Here is a 22,480-nt window from a genome sequence, read left to right on the forward strand (position 1 = left end):
GGCACCACGATGCCCACCCTCGATGGCACGACGACCCTCGACCCCGTCACCGGCCCCACCAGTCGCGAACCGCATGCCGAGTTCATGCAGATCTGGGAAGAGGGCTACGTCTCGAACCACATCTCGTTCGAGAACATGCACGTTCCCGGTCTCTTCATCGTCGACGGCGCCCCGCTGCGTCAAGACGACGGCAAGCTCGACCGCGTCAAGATCCTCGGCTACATCGAGGCGACGATGGGCAGCGGCGCGAACTTCCGGCTGCGGCTGCAGCGCTCCGCCCTGGGGCTCACTCCCCCCGCCTGGGTGCCCGACGACGACTTCGACCTCTCCCGGCACGTGCTCTTCGCCGACACGGTCGAAGAACCGGCGACGGCCGACCTGCGGCGCCTCGCCGGCGCCTACGACGGGGTGATGTCGCTGCGGCATCCGCTCTGGCGCATGCGGGTCACCGAGCTCAGCGATGGAGACGTGGCGATCGGCATGGTGATGCACCACGCCAGCCTCGATGGCCTCTCGGGCATGAAGATGTTCTCGTCGATCTGCCAGAAGACGCCGGATGCGCCGCTGGCGGCCCCGACCGACCCCTTCGCGGGCATCCGGCCGGCGTCGGCGTGGCAGCTGCCGCGTCTGGCGTTCACTCAGTGGCGGGCGCGCCAGCCCGACGGCAAGGCGGCGTGGGCGTCGTACTGGTCGAAGCCCCTGCTGCGCCGTGCCCGGCGGGTGGCCGCGCGCATCACGCTGCCGCTGCGCTACGGGCGAGGCGGCGCCGCGGCCCGCGAGCTCTCGCTGCCGCCCATCCACTCGGCCTACCGCAAGGTCGACGCCAGCCAGGTCGGGCGCCGCGCCCGAGCCCTCGGCGGCACGGTGAGCGACCTGCAGGTGGCCGCCATCATCGGCGCGTGGCCCGGCGAGGAGCGCATCGTGCGCCTGCGGTTCCCGGTGTCGCACCACTCGGCCGACGCCCCGCACGTGCGCAACCACGTGCGCGACATGGCGGTGACGGGAGACGCCGACGCCGACCTCGAGGTCACGGTGCGCTCGGTGCACGATCAGGTGGCCGACCGCGACGCGGTGTTCGCCGGCAAGCCGGTGCCCGGATTCCCGATCGGTTACAGCACCCTGCTGCCCTGGGTCTCGCGGCCGCAGTACTTCTGCGGCGGCGAGGTGTCGGCGATCATCCCGTTTCCGGCCAGCCTCGGGCGCGACCAGCTGGCCGCGGCCGGCATCATGTACAACGGCTCGCTCTTCATCGGCGCGAACATGCCCGTCGCCCTCGACGTCGACGCGACCGTGGGCCGCATCTACGAGGGAATGACGGGGCTGGAGGACCAGACCCGATCATGACGCCGTCGAGTGCGGGGAGGCCGCCGACCCTGTCGGTGGTCATCCCCTCCTATCACCGTGTCGACCGGCTGCCGGCGCTGATCTCGGCCTACCTGGCGCAAGACGCCGACGAGGTCGTGGTCGTGCTGGACGGGCCGCATCCCGGCTGGGCCGCCGTGCTCGACGACCATGACCCGCGCGTTCGCGTGGTCGAGCTGCCGCAGAACGTCGGCCTCGCCGTGGCCCGCATCGGGGGCCTTCGGGCGTCGACCGGCGACGTGGTGCTGGCCGTCGACGACGACGTGGAGCCGCAGGCGGGGTTCGTCGAGGCGCATCGGGCGTTCCACGCGGCCGGCGGCGACCGGGTGCTGCAGGGCTTCATGCCCGTCGCGCTGCCCGCGCGGAGGGGGCGGGATGCCGCACCCACCTACCTCTACGCCCGCGACTACCTGCGGCAGGTGCAGGCCTGGCGCAGCGGCGACTCGCGCACGGTGCTTCGGTCGCTCTGGGGAGGCACGCTCAGCCTCCCGCGCTCGCTCTACGAGCGGGCCGAGGCGCTCAAGCCGTCGATCCGCATCGAGTACAACGAAGACCTCGACCTCGGCCTCCGGCTCGAGAAGCTCGGCGCCACGGCGCACTTCGACGAGCACGCCCGCGCGGCCCATCACCACGACCGCGGACTGGATGCCTACCGGCGGGAGTGCGTCGCGCGGGGGCACGCCATCGCCGACCTCGAGCGCCGCTGGGGCGAGCGGCCCGCGCAGCTGACGCCGATCATCGTGATCCCCCGCTCCTACAACCGTGTGCTGGCGTGGGTGCAACGCCGCATCGCCGGCCGCGACGAACCGGGCGCTCTCGAGGCACTGCTGGCGGGCGTCTACCGGGTGGCCGGCGGCATCCGGGTGTGGAAGGTGCAAGACGGCATCGCCCGCATGCTGCGGCGAGCGCTGGCGATGCGCGGCTACCGGATCGCCACCGAGAGCGCGCCGCTACGGTAAACCGCAACGATGGCCGCACACCTCGGCCCGAGCCGTTTCCGCCCCGCGCGGCTCGAATACTCTGAGGGTGTTCGCCCCCACTGGGCCCCCCACCCTGGGTGGCGACCATGCCCGGGCCGACGTGCCCGGACGACCCCGGACGGGAAATCATGGCAATGGCGCCTGTCCGGGGTTTCTCTCTGTCCGGCGTTCTCTGCCCGGGTTTCTTCTCGGCCCGGCGGGGTCATCTGCGGTTGAATGAACCATGGACCCCATCTTCTGGATACCTATCGGCATCATCGTCTTGATCGCCATCGGCATCGTGGTGTACTCCTACGCCCGCAGCGAGAAAGACAAACTCGACGTCGAGCACGAGGCCGAGGTCGAGGGCGAGCAGCCGCGCGATCGCGGAGCACGGCCCGACGACCCTTCGGCACCCGCAGGCGGTTAGCGGATGCAGAAATTTCGGCGAGTGGCGTCGCATACGGGGTCTGTCCACGAAATTTCTGCATCCGCTGACCGCGACGCTGACGGCCTCGCGCCGCGGTTCGCGCGAGGGCCCGTGCTGGGGGCGGCCGGCGCGCTGGCCGTCGTGCTCGGGGCGCTCGCGAACCTCTACGGCTACCACCGCGACGAGCTCTACTTCCGCCTGCTGCCGCCCGCCTGGGGTTACGTCGATCAGCCCCCGCTGACCCCGGCGCTCGCCCGCCTGCTCAGCGGGCTGACCGACGAGCCGTGGGCCCTTCGTCTTCCGGCCATCGTCTGCGCCGTGGCGTCGGTGATCGTGGTCGCGCTCATCACCCGCGAGGTCGGCGGCGGTCGGCTCGCGCAGGGTCTCGCGGCCTGGGGCTACGCGTTCGGCTCGTTCACCCTCGCCTTCGGACACGTGCTGCTCACGGCGTCGATCGACCTGCTCGTCTGGCCGGCGGTGGTGCTCGCCGTGATCAAGGCGGTGCGCCGCGACGCCCGATGGTGGCTGGTCGCCGGCGCGATCGTGGGCCTCTCCACCTACAACAAGCTGCTCATCGCCCTGCTGCTCGTCGCCCTGGCCGCGGGTCTCGCCGTCGTGGGGCCGCGGCGCGTGCTGCGGTCGGCCTGGCTCTACGCCGGCGTCGGACTGATCGTCGTGATCGGGCTGCCCAACCTCGTCTACCAGTGGGCGAACGGATGGCCGCAGCTCGCGATGGGCGGCGCCCTGAGCGGCGGCAACGGCGACGAGGTGCGCGTGCTGATGTGGCCGTTCCTGCTGCTTCTGCTCGGGCCGCCGCTCGTGCCGTTCTGGGTGGCCGGCATCGTGGCGCCGTTCCGCCGGCGCGAGTGGGCCGACCTGCGCTTCGTGCCGGTGGCGTTCGGCGTGCTGCTCGTGCTGGTGGCGCTCGCGGGCGCACAGTTCTACTACCCCTACGGCCTGCTGGTGTGCCTCTACGCCCTCGGCTGCGTTCCCGTGGCGCGCTGGGCGGGCTCCTCCCGCGGCCGGCGCGTGCTCGTCGTCGCGGTCGTGGCGCTGAACTCGGCGGTGAGCAGCGTCATCTCGCTGCCCGTGGTGCCGGTCGGGCTGCTCGGGGCCACCCCCATCCCCGCCATCAACCAGAGCACCGCCGACCAGGTGGGCTGGCCGCGCTACGTCGCCCAGGTCGAGGCGGTGGCGGCCACGGTGGCCGCGGATGCCGCGACCTCACCGGCGCGCACCGCCATCGTCACCTCCAACTACGGCGAAGCCGGAGCGCTCGACCGGTTCGGATCGTCGGCCCTGCCCCCGGTCTTCAGCGGACACAACGCGTTGGCGTCGCTGGGGCGGCCGGCCGACGACGTCGACACCGTGATCGTGGTGGGCGCGCTCGCCACCGAGATCACGCCGCTGTTCGAGCGCTGCGACGCCGTGGCCGAACTCGACAACGGCGACGACGTCGACAACGAGGAGCAGGGCGAGCCGATCGCCGTGTGCCGGCATCCGCTCACGCCCTGGAGCGATCTCTGGCCGAGGCTGGCCCACCTCGACTGACCGGCCACGCCGCTCGCCGACCGGTCACACCAGTGTCTTGCGCCGCCGCCTCGCCACCGAGTAGAACACGGCCGCCACGAGGATGAGAACTCCCTGGAAGATGTACTGCCACATCTGCGTCAACCCGAGGAACGTCGTGGCGTTCAGCACCTGGATCAACAGGATCGACCCCAGCAGGCTGCCGACGAAGGTTCCCCGGCCACCGAGCAGCGACGTGCCGCCCAGCACCACGGCCGTGATGCTCGACAGCGTGTAGCTGACGCCCTGGGCCGGGTCACCGACACCGATCTGCGTCATCAGCACGAGGGCACCGCAGAACGCGAGCGCCGACGTGGCCATGTAGGCGAACACCACCGTGCGGTCGATGTTGACACCCACGCGGCGGGCGGCCTCTTCGTCAGACCCCGTCGCCCGCAGCCGCCAGCCCCATTTGCGCTTGCGCAGCAGCAGTTCGAGCACCACCGTGAACGCGATCAGCACGATGAAGATCACGGGCACCGGGCCCACGCGAGTGGTGAGCACCGCCGTGTAGCCGGCCGCGATGTAGCCGCCGGGCGAGTCGCGCAACAAGAAGCTCAGGCCCTGCAGGGCGATGTAGAGCGTCAGCGTGGCGGCGATGGCGGTGAACTTGCCGAACCTGATCAGCGAGCCGTTGATGAGACCCGTGGCGATGGCCAGCACGAACATCAGCAGGATGCCGAGTCCCACCACCCCCAGCGGCTTGTCGTCGTTGACGAAGAACGACCCCACCACCACCAGGAACCCGGCGAGCGGGCCCACCGACAGGTCGATGCCCCCGATCAGCAGCGAGATGGTCTGGCCGAGCGCGATGAAGCCGAGCGCGCTCACCAGCATCAGCACCGAGAAGATGTTGAAGTCGCTCAGGTAGCGCACGTTCTGACTGAAGATGAAGGCGCCCAGCACCAGGATCACGCCCACAAGCAGCGCCGACGGCGCGTAGTCGCCCTGGATGAAACGGCGGAACGGCGTCGACCGGGCCACCCGCTCCGACGCGAGCTGCACGTTGGCCGTGTGGGCGGTCGACGTGACGGCCGACTGCACGATGCGGGTCTCGGTGATGTCGTCGCCCAGCAGCGTGCCCACGGCGTTGCCGCGGCTCATCACCACCACCTGGTCGCACAGGCCCTCGAGCTCCTTGGCGTCGGATGACGCCACGACCACGGGGATGCCGGAGGCCGACACCTCGCGCAGGATGCGGTAGATCTCGAGCCGCGCCCCGACGTCGACGCCCTGCGTCGGCTCGTCGGCGACCACGATCGAGGGCTGCGAGAGCAGCGCGCGGGCCATCACGACCTTCTGCTGGTTTCCGCCCGAGAGCGACGAGACGACGGAATCCATCGACGCCGCCTTCACCTCGAGGGAGTCGAGGGTCGCGCCCACGGTGTCGACCTCGAGCTTGTTGCTCACGAGAGCCCAGCGCTTGAATCGCTTGAGCGCCGCGACGGCCGCGTTCTCGCGCACCGTCAGCGACATCATCAGGCCCTCGGTGTGCCGGTCGGCGGGCAGGTAGGCGGCCTCCTCGAGCAGCTGCGACGACGTCATCTCGGTGCCGCCCACGACGATGCGGCCGGTGAACGAGTCGAGCCCGGCGATGCCGCGCAGCAGCTCGCTCTGGCCGTTGCCGACCACGCCCGCGATGCCCAGGATCTCGCCGCGTTTGACCGCGGCCGACACGTCGACGAAGCCGTCGCCCGAGATGCCGTCGAGCACGAGGTTGATCTCGTCGCCGTCGGCCGCCGTGTATTTCGGCGGGAAGGTCGACTCCATCTGCCGGCCCACGATCATGGTGAGCAGTTCGTCGTCGGTCACCTCGTCGACCTCGGCCACCCCGCGCAGCTTGCCGTCGCGCAGCACGGTGACGCGGTCGGCCAGCTGCCGCACCTCCGCCATGCGGTGAGTGATGTAGACCACGGCCGTTCCCCGCGCCACGGCCTCGCGCACCCGCCCGAACAGCAGATCGACCGAGTCCTGCCCGAGCGGGGCGGTGGGCTCGTCGAGCACCAGCACCTTCGGGTCGAGCGCGAGCGCCTTGGTGATCTCGAGCAGGTGCTTCTGCGCCACGCTCAGCGAATCGACCCGGTCTCCCACGTGGGCGGTGAGGCCCGACTCCCGAATCAGTGAGGTGGCGTACTCGTCGATCGGTCCCTTGCCCTGGAACACCGAGGCCGGCAGCGCGAGCTGCAGGTTCTCGAGAATGCTCATGTCGGGCAGCACAGCCGGGTGCTGGTGCACGATCGCGATGCCGAGGCGCGCCGCGAGCGCGGGGCTCAGCGAGTCGATCTGCTCACCGTTCACCCGGATGCTGCCGTCGTCGGGCTGCACGGTTCCGGATGCCACGTTCATGAGCGTCGACTTGCCGGCCCCGTTCTCGCCGAGCAGAGCATGCACCTCGCCCGGCAGCACGTCGAACGAGACATCCGTCAGCGCCGCCACACCGGAATACGACTTCGAGATTCCGGTGAGCGACAGCACGGCGACGGAGGTGTCGACCTCTTCGATTTGCGTGTCCACTGGGTTCCTTCGCTACTTCAGGAGCGCCGCCTGGTCTTCGGGGCTCATCTCCGCCGACAAGAAGATGTCGCCGGGCAGGTCGGCCTCGCACTCGACCGGGTTCGGCGTTCCGCTCACCGAGTCTTCGAACACCGGGGCGTCGAAGGTGGTCGTGTCGGGCAGCACGCCGCCGGTCGCCTTCGCGACCGCGTACTGCACGGCGAGGCGCACGTTGTCGTTGCCCGTCGCCACCGTCATCATCTTGAAGTCGGGGTTGGCGGCCTGGTTGTCGGTCCAGAAGCAGCCGAGCACGTTGCCGTCGGAGGTGACCAGAGCCGGGATCGACCGGCCGCTCTTGGTGAACTCCGGCAGCGCGCCGACGAGCGACGGGCCGAAGTCGGAGACGATCACGTCGATCTGCGGGTTCTTGGCGATCGCGCTCGTGAGCACCTGCTGCGTCAGCGCCGGGTCCCAGTTGGTGGGCTCGAACGGCTGCTCGCCGATGAACTCGTACGACGGATCGGTCAACACCGTCTTCATGCCAGCCAGCTCGTCTTCGCCCTGGCTGTTGCCCTTCGGGCCGCTCACGAACAGGATCTTCGCGCCGTCGGGGAAGTTCGTCGTGATCCACTTGCCCCAGTTCTCGCCGTCGGTGGTGAAGTCCGCACCGATCCACGCGTCGTAGTCGACGCCGTCTTCGCCGCCCGGGTTGACGCGGTAGGGAACCGTCACGACACCGGCCTGGTAGGCGCTGCGGAGGGCCGGGAGCATGGCCTCGCCGGCATCCGGGAACACCACCAGCGCATTGACGCCCTTCGCGACCATGCCCTGGATGTCGGCGATCGACTTCTGGGTGTCGCCCTGGCCGTCGGCGTACTGGTAGTCGGTGACGCTCGGACACTTCGCCGCCTCGTCGGCTCCGGCCGCCGTGGTGATCTTGCGCCAGCTGTTGCCGCCGAACCCGTCGAGCAGGCCCAGGCTGATCTGGTTGGGACCGCACCAGTCGGGGGCGCCCTCGACCGGAGCACCCGTGGTCTGGGTGTCGTTCGACGACGGCGCGCCGCTGCTGCAGGCGGCCAGGGCCAGCACGGCGACGCTCATCGCCGCGGCCGAGAATGCGATCCTCTTTCGAATTGCCATGATTTGCGTTCCTCTCACATCAGGCGGCGCCTCTGCCGCACGTGTCTACGTCGTCGTAGATCGGATATCGGGTCTTCGGGTGGTCAGGTGGCGGTTGCTGCCCGCCGACGGTGCCCGAGTCGCGCCCGGATGCCCGCCCAGTTGATGGTGTAGAGCCCGACCCCGACGGCGAGCGCCGCGGCCTGGATGATCGAGCGCACCGCGAACGGCACACCCGCCGCGAGCACGAACTGGTCGAGCTGGCTGAGGAACAGGGCGGCCACGACGGTGGCGAGCGGATAGCCGCGACCGCCGAGCAGCGAGGTGCCCCCGAGCACCACCACGGCGACGGCGGGGATGAGGTAGGAGTTGCCCTGGAACGCGGTGGGCTGCGCCGTGATGCCGGCGAGCAGGATGCCGGCGAGGCAGTAGAGCAGCTGCGCCCACACGTAGGCGGCCGCCTGGTGCGTGCGCACGCGCAGGCCGGTGGCACGGGCGGCGATCGGGTTGGCGCCGACGGCTTCGAACCGGCGCCCGGGCACGGTCTTCTTCACCATCAGCGAGACGACGATGAGCGCGGCCACCGCGAAGAACACCGAGTTGGGCACGCCGAACGACAGACCGCCGGCGATGTCGCGCAGCGCCCTCGTGGTGGTGGTGGGGCTGCCGCCCGAGATGCCGAGCACCACGGCGAACAGCAGGGCGTTGGTGCCGAGGGTCGCGATGATGGCGTTGAGCTTCAGCAGGCCGACCAGCACGCCGTTGAGCACTCCGGCGAGGGCCGCGATGCCGGTGGCCAGCAGCACGGCGGGCAGCAGCAGCGAGTTGTCGCCGTTCGGGATGCGGCTGACCACCACGATCGCGAGCGACACCGCGCCCGGGATGGAGAGGTCGATGCCGCCCTGCTGCACCACGAGCATCTGCCCGAGCCCCACGCAGGTGAGCACGGCGAAGAACGGCAGCATGCCCAGGATGGCGCCCTGCGAGATGCTCGACGGAGCGACGATGGCGCTCACGATGAACAATGCGACGACGGCGACGCCCACCGTGATCAGGCCGCGCGAAACGGTGAACCGCGAACTCTTCAGCCCGGTGTGCTGCCGCTCCGTCACGCTCATGCCGTCTCCAGAACCTCGAGTGTCTTCGTCGAACTCGTCGTTGAGTACAGCTTTACACCTGCCTCCAAGTGTTCACAACGGCTTTTGATAACTATTCGGCCACCCCCGCTACTGAGCGACGGATGTCGCCGAGCGCGGCCCTTGACGTGCAGCTGAAGTGTACGTTTACTGTGAACAAGCCAATGGAAGGACGACGATGTCAACCGAAGCAATCCCGCGGCGAGCGCTGGTGATCGGCTCCACGGGAATCGCCGGTCAGGCCCTCAGCCGACGTCTCGTGGCCGACGGATTCGACGTGTTCGGCGTCTCGCGGTCGCTCGCCACCCCGGTGCCCGGCGTCACCCCGATCGCAGCTGACCTGCTCGACGCCGACGGCTTGCTCGCGGCGGTCGAGGGCGTGCATCCGCAGCTCGTGTTCATCACCGCGTGGATGAAGCAGGACACCGAAGACGAGAACATCGCGGTGAACAGCGCGATCGTGCGCAACGTGCTCTCCGCGGCGACGGCCGGGGGAACCGTCGAGCACGTCGCTCTGCTCACGGGCCTCAAGCACTATCTCGGGCCGTTCGACAACTACGCCACCGGCGTGACCGCCGACACCCCGTTCCGCGAGAGCGAGGAGCGGCTCGACAAGCCCAACTTCTACTACGCGCAAGAAGACGAGCTCTTCGCCTCGGCGGCCGAGCACGGCTTCGGCTGGAGCGTGCACCGCGCCCACACCGTGTTCGGCTTCGCCGTCGGCAACGCCATGAACATGGCCCTGACTCTCTCGGTCTACGCCACGATCTGCAAGACCACCGGTGAGCCGTTCCGTTTTCCGGGGTCGTTCACGCAGTGGAACGGCGTGACCGACGTCACCGACGCCGACCTGCTCGCCGAGCAGCTGGAGTGGGCGGCGACCGACCCCGCCGGCCGCGACCAGGCCTTCAACATCGCCAACGGCGACGTCTTTCGGTGGCGCTGGTTCTGGCCGCGGGTCGCCGAGCACTTCGGCGTGGACTGGGTGGGCTTCGAGGAGTCGCCCGATCCGCTCGCGGCCCGCATGGGCGGGGCCGCCGAGATCTGGCAGCAGATCGCCCGCGACAACGACCTGGTCGAGAGCGACGTCGACCGGCTGGCGAGCTGGTGGCACACCGACAGCGACCTGGGACGCAACGTCGAGTGCTTCACCAGCATGAACAAGAGCCGGGAGGCCGGCTTCCTCAACTTCCGGTCGACGCCGTGGAGCTTCTTCGACAAGGTCGAACGCTACCGGGCGGCGCGCATCATTCCCTGACCCCTCTCCCCGACGACGTTGGAAGGCAGAAGACGATGACGTTCATTCTCGAAGGCGTGCATCACGTGGGCATCACCGTGCGCGATCTGGAGCGATCGCGCGACTGGTACACCCGCATGTTCGACCTCACGCCCGACGCGATCAATCACGGGTCGGGCCCCGAACTCGCGCAGGGCGTGCAGGTGACGGATGCCGAGCTCACCTTCTCGATGCTGCGGATCGGCTCGACGCGCATCGAGTTCCTCGAATACCAGGTGCCGGTCGGCGACGACTTCGACCGTCGCAACTGCGACGTGGGCGCGACTCACGTGTGCTTCGAGGTCGACGACATCGAGGGCGCCGTCGCCGATCTCACGGCCAAGGGAGCGGTGTTCAGCAGTTCGCCGATCGAGATCACCGAGGGTCACCTCACCGGCTCGAAGTGGGCCTACTTCCGCGACCCCGACGGCATTCAGCTCGAGATCTGGCAGTCGCCCCGCTAGGGCTGCTCGCGGGCGCCGGCGCGATCACGGTAGCGGGCCTGCTTCGCCCGGTTGCCGCAGATGCTCATCGAGCACCACTGCCCGGTGCGCGAGCGCGAGGTGTCGTAGAACGCCCACCGGCAGTCGTCGGAGGCGCACACCTTGAGACGCTGCCAGGTTCCGTCGGCCAGCGCGGCCGCGACCGTGGCGACCACGCGGCCGAACAGGGCGTCGACCCCCGAGCCCCGAGGCACGAGGTGCGACCCTCGGCCCGAGAATTGCAGCGCCGGGCGGCTGCGGTCGGCCGCGGCATCCAGAGCCTCGATCGTCTCGGCCGGCAGCGGGGCCCGGTCGTGGTTCGCGAGCAGCGCCTGCCGCAGCGTCTCGCGCAAGGCCCGCGCCTCGCGCAGGTCGGCGGCCGTGGCGGCGGCACCGAGGTCGTGCTCTGCGGCCCACTTTGCCCACGACGCCGGGTCGGCCAGGCGCTCGGTGTGCGCCTCGATGTCGAGGGTGTTGACGAAGGCGCGCACGAACTCGAGCTCGCCGGGCGCGGGAGTGACCGGCGAGGTCGTCGTGGGCAGGTCGGCCGCTGCGGTCATGCCTCCACCATAACCGGCATTGCGGATTTGACGGTTGCTTGTAACCTTCTTGAGCATGACCACGGTTACAAACGCCTGGCGGGTGCCGGCCTTCCGCAAAGTCTGGGGCGCGAGCGCACTCTCGTCGCTCGGAGCCGAGATCGGCGAACTCGCCGTGCCGGTGCTCGCGTTGGTGACGCTCGGCGCCACCGCGGCCGAACTCTCGTTCGTGCGGGCAGCGCTCCTCGCCCCCTACCTGCTGCTCACGCTCTGGCTGGGTGTGCTGGTCGACCGGATGCCGAGGCGACCGTTGATGATCGTCGCAGACCTCGGGCGTGGCATCCTTCTGCTCGCGGTGTGCGGGCTCGCGCTGGCCGGCTGGCTCACCGTTCCGATGCTCATCGGCGCCGCCGTGCTCGTGGGGTCGCTGACCGTGCTCTATTCGCTCGCCGACTTCTCTTTTCTGCCCCAGGTCGTCGACGAGCCCGCGCTGATCGACGCCAACGCCCGCATCACGGCCACCCAGTCGGCCATCGGGGTCGCCGGAGCGGGGCTCGGCGGCGTGCTGGTGCAGGCTCTCACCGCGCCGCTCGCGGTCGGGGTCAACGCGGTCGGCTACCTGTTCTCGGCAGCGCTCATCTCACGCATCCGGGTCACCGAGCCCCGCCGGTCACGGCACGAGCGCTCCTCGGCCTTGGCCGAGGCCCGCGCCGGGGTGGCGGTGCTCTGGCGCCACCCCGTGCTGCGCGCGCTCGTGGGCGAGGCGAGCCTGTGGAACCTCGGCAACGAGGTGCTGATGATCGCGCTGTCGGTGTTGCTGCTGCAGACCCTCGGCTACGGCCCGGTCGTTCTGGGCCTGGTTCTCACCGGCGTCGGGGTGGGTGCCTTCGTCGGCAGCATCCGCAGCCAGTGGCTCACCGCGCGCTTCGGCTACGGCAGGTCGCTCATCGTGGCGATGGCCTTCGGCAACACGGCGCCGTTCGTGGGCGTGCTACTCGCCGGGCTGCCCGGGTGGCCGGGAATCGCCGGGCTCGCCGCCGCCTTCGTCGTCTCGGGGATCGGCATCGGCGTCGCCAACTCCCAGGCCGTCAGCTTGCGGCAACTCGCCGTCACGCCCGACCTGCGCGGGCGGGTGAACGCCGCCTACCGCCTGGTGTCGTGGGGCGCGCTCTCGCTCGGCGCGCTGGCCGGCGGAGCGCTCGTGACGGCGGTGGGGCCGTGGGCGGGCGGGCTGATCGGGGCGGCCGCGATGGCCACGGCCAGCCTGCCGGTGATCTTCTCGCCGGTGCGCCGCCTGCGTGCGCTCGACGAGATCACCGCGCCGCCGACCGCGTGACTCAGCCGCTGAGGGTGCCGGAGTCGTCGGACGAGCTCGGCACCGGTGCCGGAACATCCGTGCCCGTCGGTGTCGGCGAGGGGGTCTCGGGCAGGGGCGTGACCTCGTCGTTGGGCGCCACGGGGGTGCCCGACTCGGTGCGCTCGGGGTATTCGGTCTGCGCGTCGGCGTTGCAGCCGGCGAGGCCGGTGACGGCGCCGGCCGCGATGAGGGTGCCGATGGCGAGGGCGCGGATGCGCGCGGGCAGGTGGCTGTGTCGAGTGGTCATGCCCTCAGCCAACTCCGGCGGCGGGCATCCGGCGCGGGGGTTGACAGCTCGGCTGGGCGGGTTTCGGCGCGGGTCAGAGAGCCGGGCCGGCGGCACCCGCCGCGACCCGGAGCACGCGGGCGACCTCTTCGGCCGCCGGCACGAGCTGGGCGGCCGACCGCTCGTAGGTCTCGGCACTGCGGCGGTAGGGGTCGATGATGTCGTCGACATCGGTCGACGACGGCAGCCCGACCTGCCCCTTGCGCGACACCACGAGCGCCACCACCTCGGCGAGACCCGCCCGCACCGTGGTGCCCCGCGACGCGGCCTCGGCGATCTCGGCGTCGGGCAACCCCTCCGACAGTCGCGCGAACTCGCGCAGCGTGAACGTGACCGACACCTTGCGCGGCACCAGCTCCACGATCTCGCGGCGGTGGCTGCGCGACATCGCGAGGATGAGGTCGGAGCCGCCCACGATCTGCTCGGTCAGGTACCGCGCGCTGTGCTGCGACGGGTCGCCCCCGAAACGCACCGAGAGCTCGGCGGCCTCGTCGGGCATCCGGTCGCCCTCTCCGGCGAAGGTTCCGGCGCTCGCGAATTCGATCGACGGCAGGTCGGCGAGCCGCGCCCGCAGGATCTGCTCGGCCAGCGGCGAGCGGCAGATGTTGCCGGAACAGACGGTCAGCACAGAGAATTCGGGCACACGTCTACGCTACCCGCAGCGTAACCGTGCGAGCGGCCGTCGGTGGTGGTGAGTAGCATCGGCACCATGGGGAATCTGCACTACGAAGGCGACGACCACGCCGTCATCCACACCGGCGACATCGAGAAACCGATCGCCCGTCTCTACCGTCTCAAAGACGGCTGGCACGCGAAGCTCGCGAACGTGCACACGCGTCAGGCCTGGTCGGGGCCCTACGACACCGCCGAGGTCGCTCTCGCGGCGTTGATCGGAACCACCGCGGTCGGGTAAGAGGGCTCGAGATCGACCTCTACGCCGACTGCTGAGGGTCGGCGGCACCGCCGAGGTCGTCGGAGGGGGAAGCGGCGCCTTCGCTCGGCGGGTGCGTGGCGGCTGCGGCCGCGGCCTCGCGCTCGGCCTTGATGGCCTTCAGCGCGTCGACGTTCGCGATCGCGTCGAACTCCGGGTCCTGCTCGAGGAACCGCTCGAGGATGGCGACGAGCGCGATGGCGGGCAGCGCCCACTCGGCGTCGTCGGACGAGATGGTCGCGGGCCCGCGGTAGGCCGCGTCGACGAGCCCCGGGTTGCCGAGGTGACGAAGACCGAGGCCCTCGACGACGGCCGAGATGACCACGGCGTAGGGGCGGTAGTCGCCGTTCCACTCCTCGCGGATGCGGTAGCCGAGAATGGTCGAGAACCACTTGTGGAACTCGGCCATGCGCTCGATGAACTCGTCGCTGCCGGTGCGCAGCGCCTGCTCGATGTCTTCGCGGGCCGACGACTCCATGTGGCTGAGGAGCGTGGCCGAGAGCCCCACGTAGGACTGCCACGACACCGACGCGATGACCGCGCGGTAGTTGTGCTCGAGGGCGACCCGGATGACCTCGAACATCACGCGCTTGCGGCCGTCTTCGGTCAGCAGCCGATCGACGTTGTCGAACAGGATGCGCTCGCTGATCGCCAGGGTCTCTTCGTCGGCGAGCTTCGTCGACGTCTCGGAGGCGATCTCGATCAGCAGGTCGGAGACGAACGCCTCCTTCGAGTCCCAGAGCCGGTAGGTCGAGCTGCGGGGAACGCCGGCCTCGCGGATCAGGTCGTCCATCACGATGTGCTCGAAGCCGATGGTGAGGCCGATGCCCTCCACCCGGTCGAGAGCGACATCCAGCACGCGGCGGCGCACCTCGGCCGCCCGGATACGCGCGCGGCGCTGAAGGGATTCTGCAGAAGCACCACGATCGGCCACGGATTGCACCCCCAAAGTAGAACACTGCCGAACGCGCGCTCACGCGCCGGCGAACGGTCTTATGTTCTCAAGAGTAGTGAGTCCGCGCGGGGGCGTCGCACAGAAGCGACGCCCCGAGTCACGGTCGTGCACAACGACGACGTCGTCGCGGCGGACCCGAACGCCACCTCGACGCGATGCCGATTATCTGCGCACGGCTGGTGCGACTCGGGACGCCGGGTCTGGCGCGGCGGCCCCGCGAGCGGCAGAACCTGCTCGCGAGGCCGTCGCAGTGAGCTCGGCAGCGATGCGCATCATCGCTGGGTGGGGTGAACCGGCGACATTGTCCACCACCGCTGCCGAGGATCTCGGGAGTGCGGAATCCGCCCGCGTCACGGCCGAAGCCATGGTCGCGCTGCCCGCGTCGACAACGACGGCTCCCACCGCGGCGTTGACTGCGATCTGCAGACCCATCGAGCACTCCCTCGTCACACATCGAGGCGACAACCTCGACGTGGCACGACGCTAGCAGCGCGCTCTCACCCGAGACGGGCCGCCCGGCAACTATGCGCGATCGGTGCGGAAATCCGCACGGGCCCGCAACGCCCCTGCACGCCCGGTCGAAGCGGCGGCGTGCAGGCCATCAGCCCAGGCGGTCGATGTCGAATTGCACCAGGAGCACGGTGCCGGCCGACTGCTCCTCGGCTCGGCGGAACATGAGCCGCGTCATCCGGATGAACGGCAGCACGTCGGCTCGCAGCGCCCGCACGTCGGCGCTCGCGCACCGCACCACGCCGAAGCGCGACGACTCGCCCTCGATCAGTTCGAGCGTGATGTCGTCGGGCCGGGCGTGCTCGGAGGCATTGAGGGCGATGAGCAGCGCGCGCAGCGTGGCCCGGTCGTCTTCGTGCAGGCGCGGCGCGAGGTCGCTCTCGTCGATCAACTCGCCCACGTGGTCGCCGAGCGAGTCGAGCCGGCGCGACTCGCTGATCGCGGTCTGCAGGTTCTGCGCGAGCACCCCGGCGCGCACGCGGTCGTCGACCGTCAGCACGCCCTGACCGCGCACCCGCGCGAGGAAGGGCACGATCTCGGCGCGCAATGAGCCGATCTCGCCCACCACGTCGTCGTCGACGAAGGTGCGGCGCAGCTCGTCGAGCTGCTGCTCCCGCTCCTCGGCCTGCCGGAGGCGCTCGGAGTAGATGCCGCGCAGCAGCTGCCGGGCGTAGGCCATCGCTCCGAGCCCGAAGGCGAGCGGAGGGGCCACCGCCACGAGCACCACCACGAGCCGCGGCACGTCGGCTGTGGCGCTCATGAACGTGTGCAGCAGCGCCAGCATCGTGGCGAGCACGGTGGAGACCGCGGTGTAGGTGCCGAGTTCGGCGGAGGTGCGGAACGGCGCCGCCGCCATCAGCACGAGCCCGAGGGTGATGAGCCCCCAGTCGTCGCGCACGAACGCGTTGGTGCCGAGGCAGCTGAGCGAGTTCAGCACCGCGGCGATCGCGATCACCGCGAAGCTGATGGCGAACCTGTCGTTGGTGACGCCCAGATCGAACCGGAAAGCGCTGCGGATGAACCAGCCGAAGCCCACGGCGAGCGAGACGAGCGCGGCGATCGCCAGCGGCCACGACGACACCTGGGAGGCGGTGGCGATCGTCAAGCCGATGGCGCACGCGATCGACACCCCGGCGACCACCACGAGGAACCCGCGCGCGCTGATCGCCGCCAGCGGATCGAGCTCGAGCGCGGTCACCCCGCTCGGCAGTCGCACGTGCCGCCGGGAGCGGCGCCCCACCCTCACGACGAGGCCTCCGGCACCGTGATGAACACCGCGGTGCCCGCCCCCGGTCGCGCCCAGATCTGCACCGACCCGCCGATCTCGACGATACGGTCGACGACATCGACCCGCAGGCCCACGGCCTGATCGGTGATCGCGTCGACGTCGAAGCCCGATCCCGAGTCGGAGACCATCACGCTGAGACCGGGCGGGCTCGACATCACCGAGATCTCGGCCTCACGCACCCCCGAGTGCTGCAGCACATTGTCGAGGCACTCGTCGAGGGCGCGCTCGAGGGCGGTGACGACGGCGGGCGCGAGATCGTTGACGGCCGCGACATCCCCACCGACGCGGATGCGCAGACCGCTCTGCTCGGCGGCCCGCACGACCGCCAGCAGGGCGGGCACGGTGGCGAGCTCCCGGGTGGCGGAACCGCTGCGACCCGGCTCGTCGAGGATGAGACGCACGTCGGCGAGGTTCGCCAGATCGCGGTCGAGGGCCTGGGTGTGGGCGAGCGTCAACGGGCCGGGCTCGGCCATCGCCAGCGCGTTCAGGTCGTGCAGCACGGTGTCGTGCAGCCAGCTCGAGGCCCGCGTCGAGAAGCGCTCGAGTGCGACATCCCGTTCTTCGGCCAGCGCGGCCCCCGACATGAGGGCGGTGCCCCGCGCGGCGTCACGGCGCCCGAACCAGAGGGCGGTCACGAACAGCACGAGCGCGAGATAGGAGCACAGCACGGGCACGTCGACGGCGAGGGGCATGCCCTGCTGCCAGGCGGCGAGCTGCACGAGACCGGGGCCGGCGAAGAACGCGAGCGTGCCGAGCGCGATCGACTTGCCGAGCGAGCGCGCCGAGATTCCCACGACGAGCACGGCGAACTCGGGCATCGACAGCAGCACGTAGTCGCTCGCCGGCGTCGGGCCGGGCACCTGCACCGACACCCCGGCCGACACCAGGGCGAACCCGTAGAGGCCGGCGCACGCGATGAGCGTGTAGAGCAGGGCGCGCCCGAAGCTCGCGGTGTGCAGAGCGGCCACGACGCCGAGCCCCACGATCACCAGGCCGGCGAGGCCGTAGACGATCTCGGAGTGGCCGGTCACGGGAATGAACAGACCTGAGATCACGACCGTGGCCGCCAGGAACACGCCGGCGAGCCAGGTGCCCGCTTTCGCGAGTGCCCGGCTGGTGGCGAGGCCGTCGATGTCGGCCGCTATCTGGAGTGTCACCGTTACGACAGGTAGCCGTCTTCGGCGGCCCGCAGCATGAGGTCTTGCTTCTTGTCGGCGACCCGCCCTTCGGAGTGGTACTGCTCGCGCACCCGCTCGAGCGCGTTCTTCACGGCCTGGATGTTGGTGCCGATGATCATCGCCACCTCCACCGGGCTGTGGCCCGAGGCATACAGCCGCAGCGTCTCCTCTTCTTCTTCGGTGAACCGGATGGCGGTTCCTGGCGCTGTGCGGCGAGGCGCGTCATCCCACGCCGAACCGGGGCGACCGGATGCCACGCCCAACGCCGAGCGCACGGTGTCGACCAGATCGTTGGCCGGCCGGGCCTTCGACACGAAGGCGGCGGCGCCGGCGGCCAGCACCTGTTTCTCGGTCTCGGGCGAGTCGAGCGCGCTCATCACCACCACCTGGGCGCCGACCGAACGGCAGATGCGGATGCGGGCCTCGACCGAGATCGGCTCCTTCAACTGCAGGTCCATGATCACGATGTCGGGCGGGAACTGCGCGTCACGCGCCATGTCGACCCATGAGGATGCGCGGATGACGATGTGCAGATCGGGGGCGTGGGCGTCGATCCAGTTGGAGAGCCCGTCGAGGATGAGTTCGTGGTCGTCGACGATTCCCACGCGGTGCGGTGCGACGCCGTGCGGTTCGGCGCTTCGAGCGTTCACGGCAGAATTCACGTCAGACCCCTGATCGGATGATATCGGGCGCATGATCGCGCAGTCCAATCGGCGACCGGGAGTTGGCTGTAACCTCGACCCATGAGCCCGGGGAGCGACGCCAGAGATGCGGATCGCCGTTCGCGACTCGACCGGGCCGTCTTCCAGTCGCAGCTGCTGTTGGCGGCCGCCTTGCTGCTGCTCGTCTGCTCGGCCTTCGTGTTCCAGCCCGACTCGGTCTTCGACCTGAAGTTCTTCGGCGGTGTGGCACTGGTGTTCGCACTCACGGGTGCGGCGGCCCTCATTCCCTGGTCGACCATCCCCACCCAGTGGATCGCGCTGCTGCCGATCATCGACATCGTCGCGATCGTGGCGGTGCGTCAGGGCAACACGGCGCTCGGCGCCGGGCTGCTGCTCGTCTTTCCGGTCATCTGGCTCTCGAGCTACTTCGGGCTCACGGGTGCCGTCGTCAGCGTCGTGGTCTCGTCGGTGCTGCTGTGGGCGAGCACCCTCGTCACCGGCGACCCGCTGACGCTCAACAGCATCCCGGGGCTGCTCGTGCTGCCCGTCACGCTCGCCTTCATCGCCACCACCACGCTCTTCACGTCGAGGCGCACGGCCGCCCAGCGGGGCCTGCTGCGTCAGCAGGCCGATCTGCTCGAGGTGGCGCTGCGCCGGGCGAGGCGGCAGGAGCAGACGCTCGACGAGGTGCTCAACGCCGTGACCTTCGGCGTGGTGGCGTTCGACCAGACCGGGCGCACGACCATCCTGAACCGTGCCCACCGGGGCTACCAGGCGCAGTTCGGTCTGCCGGAGACCACCGTGGAGCATCCGGTGCTCTACGCCGCCGACCGCACGTCGACCCTGCCCGACGAGGAGCGGCCGATGCGGCGCGCCGTCGCCGGCGAGCGCTTCGACGATCTCGTGGTGTGGATGGGCGACCCCGGCGAGCACCGGCTCGCGCTGTCGGTGAGCTCGAGGCCGCTCACCGGCCCCGACGGGCAGCTCGACGGCGGGGTGATGGTGTCGCGCGACGTGACCTCCGAGATCAACGCGATCCAGGCCCGCGACGACCTCGTGGCCTCGGTGTCGCACGAGCTGCGCACGCCGCTCACGTCGATCCTCGGTTACCTCGAGCTCGCGCTCGACGACGAGTCGCTGAGCACGAGCACGCGGTCGATGCTCGAGGTGGCGTCGGCGAACTCCGACCGGCTGCTCGCACTGGTGGCCGATCTGCTCACGGCGGCGAGCGAGAAAGACCAGCAGATCGTGATGTCGTTCAACCAGTGCGACCTGTCGGAAATCGTGGCGCAGTCGATCCAGGCGCAGCGCCTGGCGGCCGGCGACCGCGGCATCGCCATCGACAACTCGGTCACCCAGCCGGTGCTGCTCGACGCCGACGGGTTCCGGTTGCGGCAGGTGGTCGACAACCTGCTCTCGAACGCCATCAAGTACAACACCGAGAACGGCACGGTGTCGGTGAGCGTGCGGGCCTCCGACGCCCAGATCGAGCTCGTCGTCAGCGACACCGGCATCGGCCTCAGCGAGCTCGAGCAGACGAAGCTGTTCGAGCGCTACTTCCGCGCCGAGGGGGTGCGCCAGTCGACCATTCACGGGTCGGGGCTCGGGCTCACCATCAGCCGCGACATCATCCGGCGCCACGGCGGCGATCTCGTCGTGTCGAGCGCTCTCGGCGTCGGCACGACCTTCACCGCAACCATCCCGCGCTCGCGCTAAACTCCGTCTGAACAGTCATCGATCGAGGGGAGTCGCGGCATGGCGCTCGACACGGACACACTCCTTCTGATCAGCGGCCTCGTGATCGTGCTCTGCGGCATCTCGTTCATTCTCAACACCGCGATGCGGCGCAACGACCCGTCGGGCCGGCTCTGGAGCCTCTCCTACATCGCGGGCATGCTCACCGCGCTGTCGTTCCTCGTCTGGGCGGTGAACCCGGGCCTGTGGTGGGTGCTCGCCATCGGCAACACGGCCTACGTCATCTCGATCGCGGCCATCTGGTCGGGCGCCCGCGTCTTCAACGGGCGCAAGGCCTACATCTCGGTCGGGCTCGCGGCCGGCGGTGTGACCGCTGCCTACACGGCGATCGAGGGTCCCGACGCCGGCATCTGGACGGGCTCGACCGTGCTGTTCATCGGCATCGCCGTCTTCGCCGGGCTGGGCGGGGCCGAGACGATGCGATCCCGGATGCGCCGCAACCTCAATGCACGCATCCTGAGCTTCGTCTTGTGGATCGTCTGCGCCTTCTATGTGCTGCGCACCTCGATCTTCGTGACGGCCGGGCCCTCGAGCGAGATCTTCCAGACCTACTTCGGGTCGCAGCCGGCGACCGTCATCACCATTCTGCTGGTGCTGCTCGGCAGCATCTCGATGTCGATCCTGCAGGCCGAGCGCTCGGGCGCCCGGGCCCTCGGCGACGTGACGGTGGGGGTGCACTCGGTGGTCGGGGTGCTCTCGGCCGCGTCGTTCATGCAGCAGTGGGCCGACTGGGTGGAGCGCTCGTCGTTCACCGGTGACCGGCTGGCGATGATCGCGATGGACGTCGACAACCTGCCGCAGATGAACACGGCGTTCGGCCGATCGTTCGGCGACGCCGCCATCCGGTCGGTCGCGCAGATCGTGCGCCACTACTCCCCCACCGCGTCGCTGCTCGGCCACACCGGTGCCGGAAGGTTCGTGATCGTCGTCGTCACCGCGGGGGCCACCGAGGCCGAACAGCTCGCGATCCGGCTGCAGACCGCCCTGGTCGACGAGCCGATCGACCCGCAGCAGTCGCTGCGCGCCACCGCGAGCTTCGGCGTGGTCGACACCGACTCCTTCGGCTACAGCCTCCCGGCCCTCCGCCGCGGCCTCGACGACGCCACCCTCCAAGCGCGCGACGAGGGCGGCAACCGCATCGTCGTAGGCCGCAAAACCGCACTCCTCGACTAGAGCACCCCCCACCTCCCCGAAAAGCAGCCCCCCACCTCCCCCGAAAAGTAGCCCCCCCCCACCTCCCCGAAAAGTCAAAAACCAGCCCAACCACCCCCGCTAGGCACCAAAAAGTGACTCCTCGGCGACCCCCCACGCCGCGCACGCGACGCAAACGCACCAGGCCCCACTCAACGACCCAAGCTGCGCGCGCGGCCGCGCAGCGACCGCGCGCTCAGGTGTCGCCCCGCGCCGCAGAGGCCGCGGCGCGGCCTGCGGACGCCGCGCGAAGCACGGCGCCCGCAGCAGCTAGCACAGCCAGCAGCTAGGGCTGCGCGATCGCCACCGTCAGCTGGTCGCTCGCCGTCTGCTTGGCGTAGTCGCCGGAGCCGGGAGCCGTCTGCAGCAGGATCTCGTAGGTGAACGAGAGCGTGACCGACGTCGCCGACGGGTCGAGCGCCGGCAGGATGAAGGTCTGGCTGTAGGTGTAGGGCGCCTTGATGTAGTAGCCCGGCGCCGTCGACGACTGGTCGGTGATGGGCGAGGGCGAGGTGAGCGGCCCGGTCGGTCCGCTGACCGCCGGCGTCAGCGACACGCGTGAGAGGTAGATACTCTGCCCCTGGTCGGAGCCGAGCGTGCCCTGCAGCGAGAAGGTGAGCGGTTTGTTGGCCTCGGCCGTCCACTGATCCATGCTGAGGGTGGAGTAGTAGTCGACCGACAGGGCGATGTCGCCGGCCTGCAGCGTGTGGTGGGCCGACCCGGTGGCGAGCTCGTTGACGATCGGGGTGATCGTTGCCGGCGCCGTCGGGGTCGACGACCTCGTGGGGGTCACGGAGTCGGTGTTGAAGCCCGGCTGGTCCCAGGGGGCCGTTCCGCACCCACTGAGCGCCACGGCAGCGGCCAGCGCGAGCCCGGTGACGGTGATCGATCGCACCGCCCCGCGCCGCGTGATTCCGCGGAATTCTGCCATGGCCTCGCCCCTCCCCCTGAACCTCAGCGCAGCCTCAAGATGCACTGACGCAATCCTAAGCCGATCTTGAG

Annotated in this window: 22 protein-coding genes; 11 read left to right on the top strand and 11 right to left on the bottom strand. The window is 70.0% G+C overall.

Annotation, left to right across the window (positions count from 1 at the left end):
• The first annotated feature begins 9 nt into the window (after positions 1-9).
• The 4 genes from N1032_RS17830 to N1032_RS17845 all read left to right on the top strand — a co-directional run bounded on the left by N1032_RS17830 (position 10) and on the right by N1032_RS17845 (position 4,302).
• Complete coding sequence (locus tag N1032_RS17830; protein WP_259540549.1) at positions 10-1,344, top strand: wax ester/triacylglycerol synthase family O-acyltransferase; 1,335 nt, start codon at positions 10-12, stop codon at positions 1,342-1,344.
• Positions 1,341-2,321, top strand: a complete 981-nt coding sequence (locus tag N1032_RS17835; RefSeq protein ID WP_259540550.1) for a glycosyltransferase family 2 protein — start codon at positions 1,341-1,343, stop codon at positions 2,319-2,321. The genes N1032_RS17830 and N1032_RS17835 overlap by 4 nt, the downstream gene beginning before the upstream one ends.
• A 244-nt stretch (positions 2,322-2,565) precedes the next feature.
• Positions 2,566-2,751, top strand: coding sequence for a hypothetical protein (locus tag N1032_RS17840; RefSeq protein ID WP_259540551.1), 186 nt, complete (start codon positions 2,566-2,568; stop codon positions 2,749-2,751).
• A 21-nt stretch (positions 2,752-2,772) separates the two neighbouring features.
• Positions 2,773-4,302: a glycosyltransferase family 39 protein gene (locus N1032_RS17845; protein ID WP_259540552.1), complete on the top strand. Its 1,530-nt coding sequence runs from the start codon at positions 2,773-2,775 to the stop codon at positions 4,300-4,302.
• Positions 4,303-4,326: 24 nt separating this feature from the next.
• Here the strand turns inward: N1032_RS17845 and N1032_RS17850 are convergent, their stop codons facing one another.
• From N1032_RS17850 to N1032_RS17860, 3 genes are all read right to left on the bottom strand, one after another.
• On the bottom strand, positions 4,327-6,834 hold the full coding sequence (locus tag N1032_RS17850) for an ATP-binding cassette domain-containing protein (protein WP_259540553.1): 2,508 nt from the start codon (positions 6,832-6,834) through the stop codon (positions 4,327-4,329).
• Between the two features lie 12 nt (positions 6,835-6,846).
• Positions 6,847-7,953: a substrate-binding domain-containing protein gene (locus tag N1032_RS17855; protein WP_259540554.1), complete on the bottom strand. Its 1,107-nt coding sequence runs from the start codon at positions 7,951-7,953 to the stop codon at positions 6,847-6,849.
• A gap of 83 nt (positions 7,954-8,036) precedes the next feature.
• Entirely contained in the window at positions 8,037-9,050 is a 1,014-nt protein-coding gene (locus N1032_RS17860) for an ABC transporter permease (protein ID WP_259540555.1), read from the bottom strand.
• 196 nt (positions 9,051-9,246) lie between these two features.
• On the opposite strand from N1032_RS17860, the gene N1032_RS17865 reads away from it, so the two are divergent.
• Positions 9,247-10,326: an SDR family oxidoreductase gene (locus tag N1032_RS17865; protein WP_259540556.1), complete on the top strand. Its 1,080-nt coding sequence runs from the start codon at positions 9,247-9,249 to the stop codon at positions 10,324-10,326.
• 35 nt (positions 10,327-10,361) lie between these two features.
• Positions 10,362-10,808 carry a VOC family protein gene (locus tag N1032_RS17870; RefSeq protein ID WP_259540557.1) on the top strand — a complete coding sequence of 149 codons (447 nt, stop codon included), beginning with the start codon at positions 10,362-10,364 and terminating at the stop codon, positions 10,806-10,808.
• On the opposite strand, the gene N1032_RS17875 is transcribed toward N1032_RS17870, so the two are convergent.
• The gene (locus tag N1032_RS17875; protein WP_259540558.1) at positions 10,805-11,386 is read right to left on the bottom strand and encodes a CGNR zinc finger domain-containing protein; all 582 of its coding nucleotides are present in this window, start codon (positions 11,384-11,386) and stop codon (positions 10,805-10,807) included. The genes N1032_RS17870 and N1032_RS17875 overlap by 4 nt on opposite strands.
• Positions 11,387-11,441: 55 nt before the next feature.
• On the opposite strand from N1032_RS17875, the gene N1032_RS17880 reads away from it, so the two are divergent.
• Positions 11,442-12,701 (top strand): MFS transporter, encoded by a 1,260-nt coding sequence (locus N1032_RS17880; protein WP_259540559.1) that lies wholly within the window; start codon positions 11,442-11,444, stop codon positions 12,699-12,701.
• Between the two features lies 1 nt (position 12,702).
• Here N1032_RS17880 and N1032_RS17885 read toward each other — a convergent pair whose 3' ends face one another.
• A complete protein-coding gene (locus N1032_RS17885; protein WP_259540560.1) occupies positions 12,703-12,969 on the bottom strand; it encodes a hypothetical protein in 267 nt (88 codons plus the stop codon).
• A gap of 73 nt (positions 12,970-13,042) precedes the next feature.
• Entirely contained in the window at positions 13,043-13,651 is a 609-nt protein-coding gene (locus N1032_RS17890; protein WP_259540561.1) for an arsenate reductase/protein-tyrosine-phosphatase family protein, read from the bottom strand.
• 66 nt (positions 13,652-13,717) lie between these two features.
• On the opposite strand from N1032_RS17890, the gene N1032_RS17895 reads away from it, so the two are divergent.
• Positions 13,718-13,921, top strand: a complete 204-nt coding sequence (locus N1032_RS17895; RefSeq protein WP_259540562.1) for a hypothetical protein — start codon at positions 13,718-13,720, stop codon at positions 13,919-13,921.
• Positions 13,922-13,940: 19 nt separating this feature from the next.
• Here the strand turns inward: N1032_RS17895 and N1032_RS17900 are convergent, their stop codons facing one another.
• Positions 13,941-14,873, bottom strand: a complete 933-nt coding sequence (locus N1032_RS17900; protein ID WP_259540563.1) for a TetR/AcrR family transcriptional regulator — start codon at positions 14,871-14,873, stop codon at positions 13,941-13,943.
• A 322-nt stretch (positions 14,874-15,195) separates the two neighbouring features.
• Between N1032_RS17900 and N1032_RS17905 the strand changes: the two genes are divergently transcribed.
• The gene (locus N1032_RS17905; protein ID WP_259540564.1) at positions 15,196-15,381 is read left to right on the top strand and encodes a hypothetical protein; all 186 of its coding nucleotides are present in this window, start codon (positions 15,196-15,198) and stop codon (positions 15,379-15,381) included.
• A 114-nt stretch (positions 15,382-15,495) separates the two neighbouring features.
• Here the strand turns inward: N1032_RS17905 and N1032_RS17910 are convergent, their stop codons facing one another.
• The 3 genes from N1032_RS17910 to N1032_RS17920 are packed head-to-tail and all read right to left on the bottom strand — an operon-like array spanning position 15,496 to position 18,520.
• On the bottom strand, positions 15,496-16,650 hold the full coding sequence (locus tag N1032_RS17910; RefSeq protein ID WP_259540565.1) for a hypothetical protein: 1,155 nt from the start codon (positions 16,648-16,650) through the stop codon (positions 15,496-15,498).
• Complete coding sequence (locus tag N1032_RS17915) at positions 16,647-17,849, bottom strand: sensor histidine kinase (RefSeq protein ID WP_259540566.1); 1,203 nt, start codon at positions 17,847-17,849, stop codon at positions 16,647-16,649. Before N1032_RS17915 ends, N1032_RS17910 begins: the two co-directional genes overlap by 4 nt.
• Before the next feature lie 2 nt (positions 17,850-17,851).
• On the bottom strand, positions 17,852-18,520 hold the full coding sequence (locus N1032_RS17920; protein ID WP_259540567.1) for a response regulator: 669 nt from the start codon (positions 18,518-18,520) through the stop codon (positions 17,852-17,854).
• 93 nt (positions 18,521-18,613) lie between these two features.
• Here N1032_RS17920 and N1032_RS17925 point away from each other — a divergent pair, with 93 nt between their 5' ends.
• Positions 18,614-20,248: a sensor histidine kinase gene (locus tag N1032_RS17925; RefSeq protein ID WP_259540568.1), complete on the top strand. Its 1,635-nt coding sequence runs from the start codon at positions 18,614-18,616 to the stop codon at positions 20,246-20,248.
• A gap of 39 nt (positions 20,249-20,287) precedes the next feature.
• Positions 20,288-21,460 (top strand): GGDEF domain-containing protein, encoded by a 1,173-nt coding sequence (locus N1032_RS17930; RefSeq protein WP_259540569.1) that lies wholly within the window; start codon positions 20,288-20,290, stop codon positions 21,458-21,460.
• Between the two features lie 304 nt (positions 21,461-21,764).
• Here N1032_RS17930 and N1032_RS17935 read toward each other — a convergent pair whose 3' ends face one another.
• Positions 21,765-22,409 (bottom strand): hypothetical protein, encoded by a 645-nt coding sequence (locus N1032_RS17935; RefSeq protein ID WP_259540570.1) that lies wholly within the window; start codon positions 22,407-22,409, stop codon positions 21,765-21,767.
• Between the last annotated feature and the right edge of the window lie 71 nt (positions 22,410-22,480).

The organism is Herbiconiux daphne (assembly GCF_024979295.1).
In the GTDB taxonomy this organism is placed as follows: Bacteria; Actinomycetota; Actinomycetes; order Actinomycetales; family Microbacteriaceae; genus Herbiconiux; species Herbiconiux daphnes.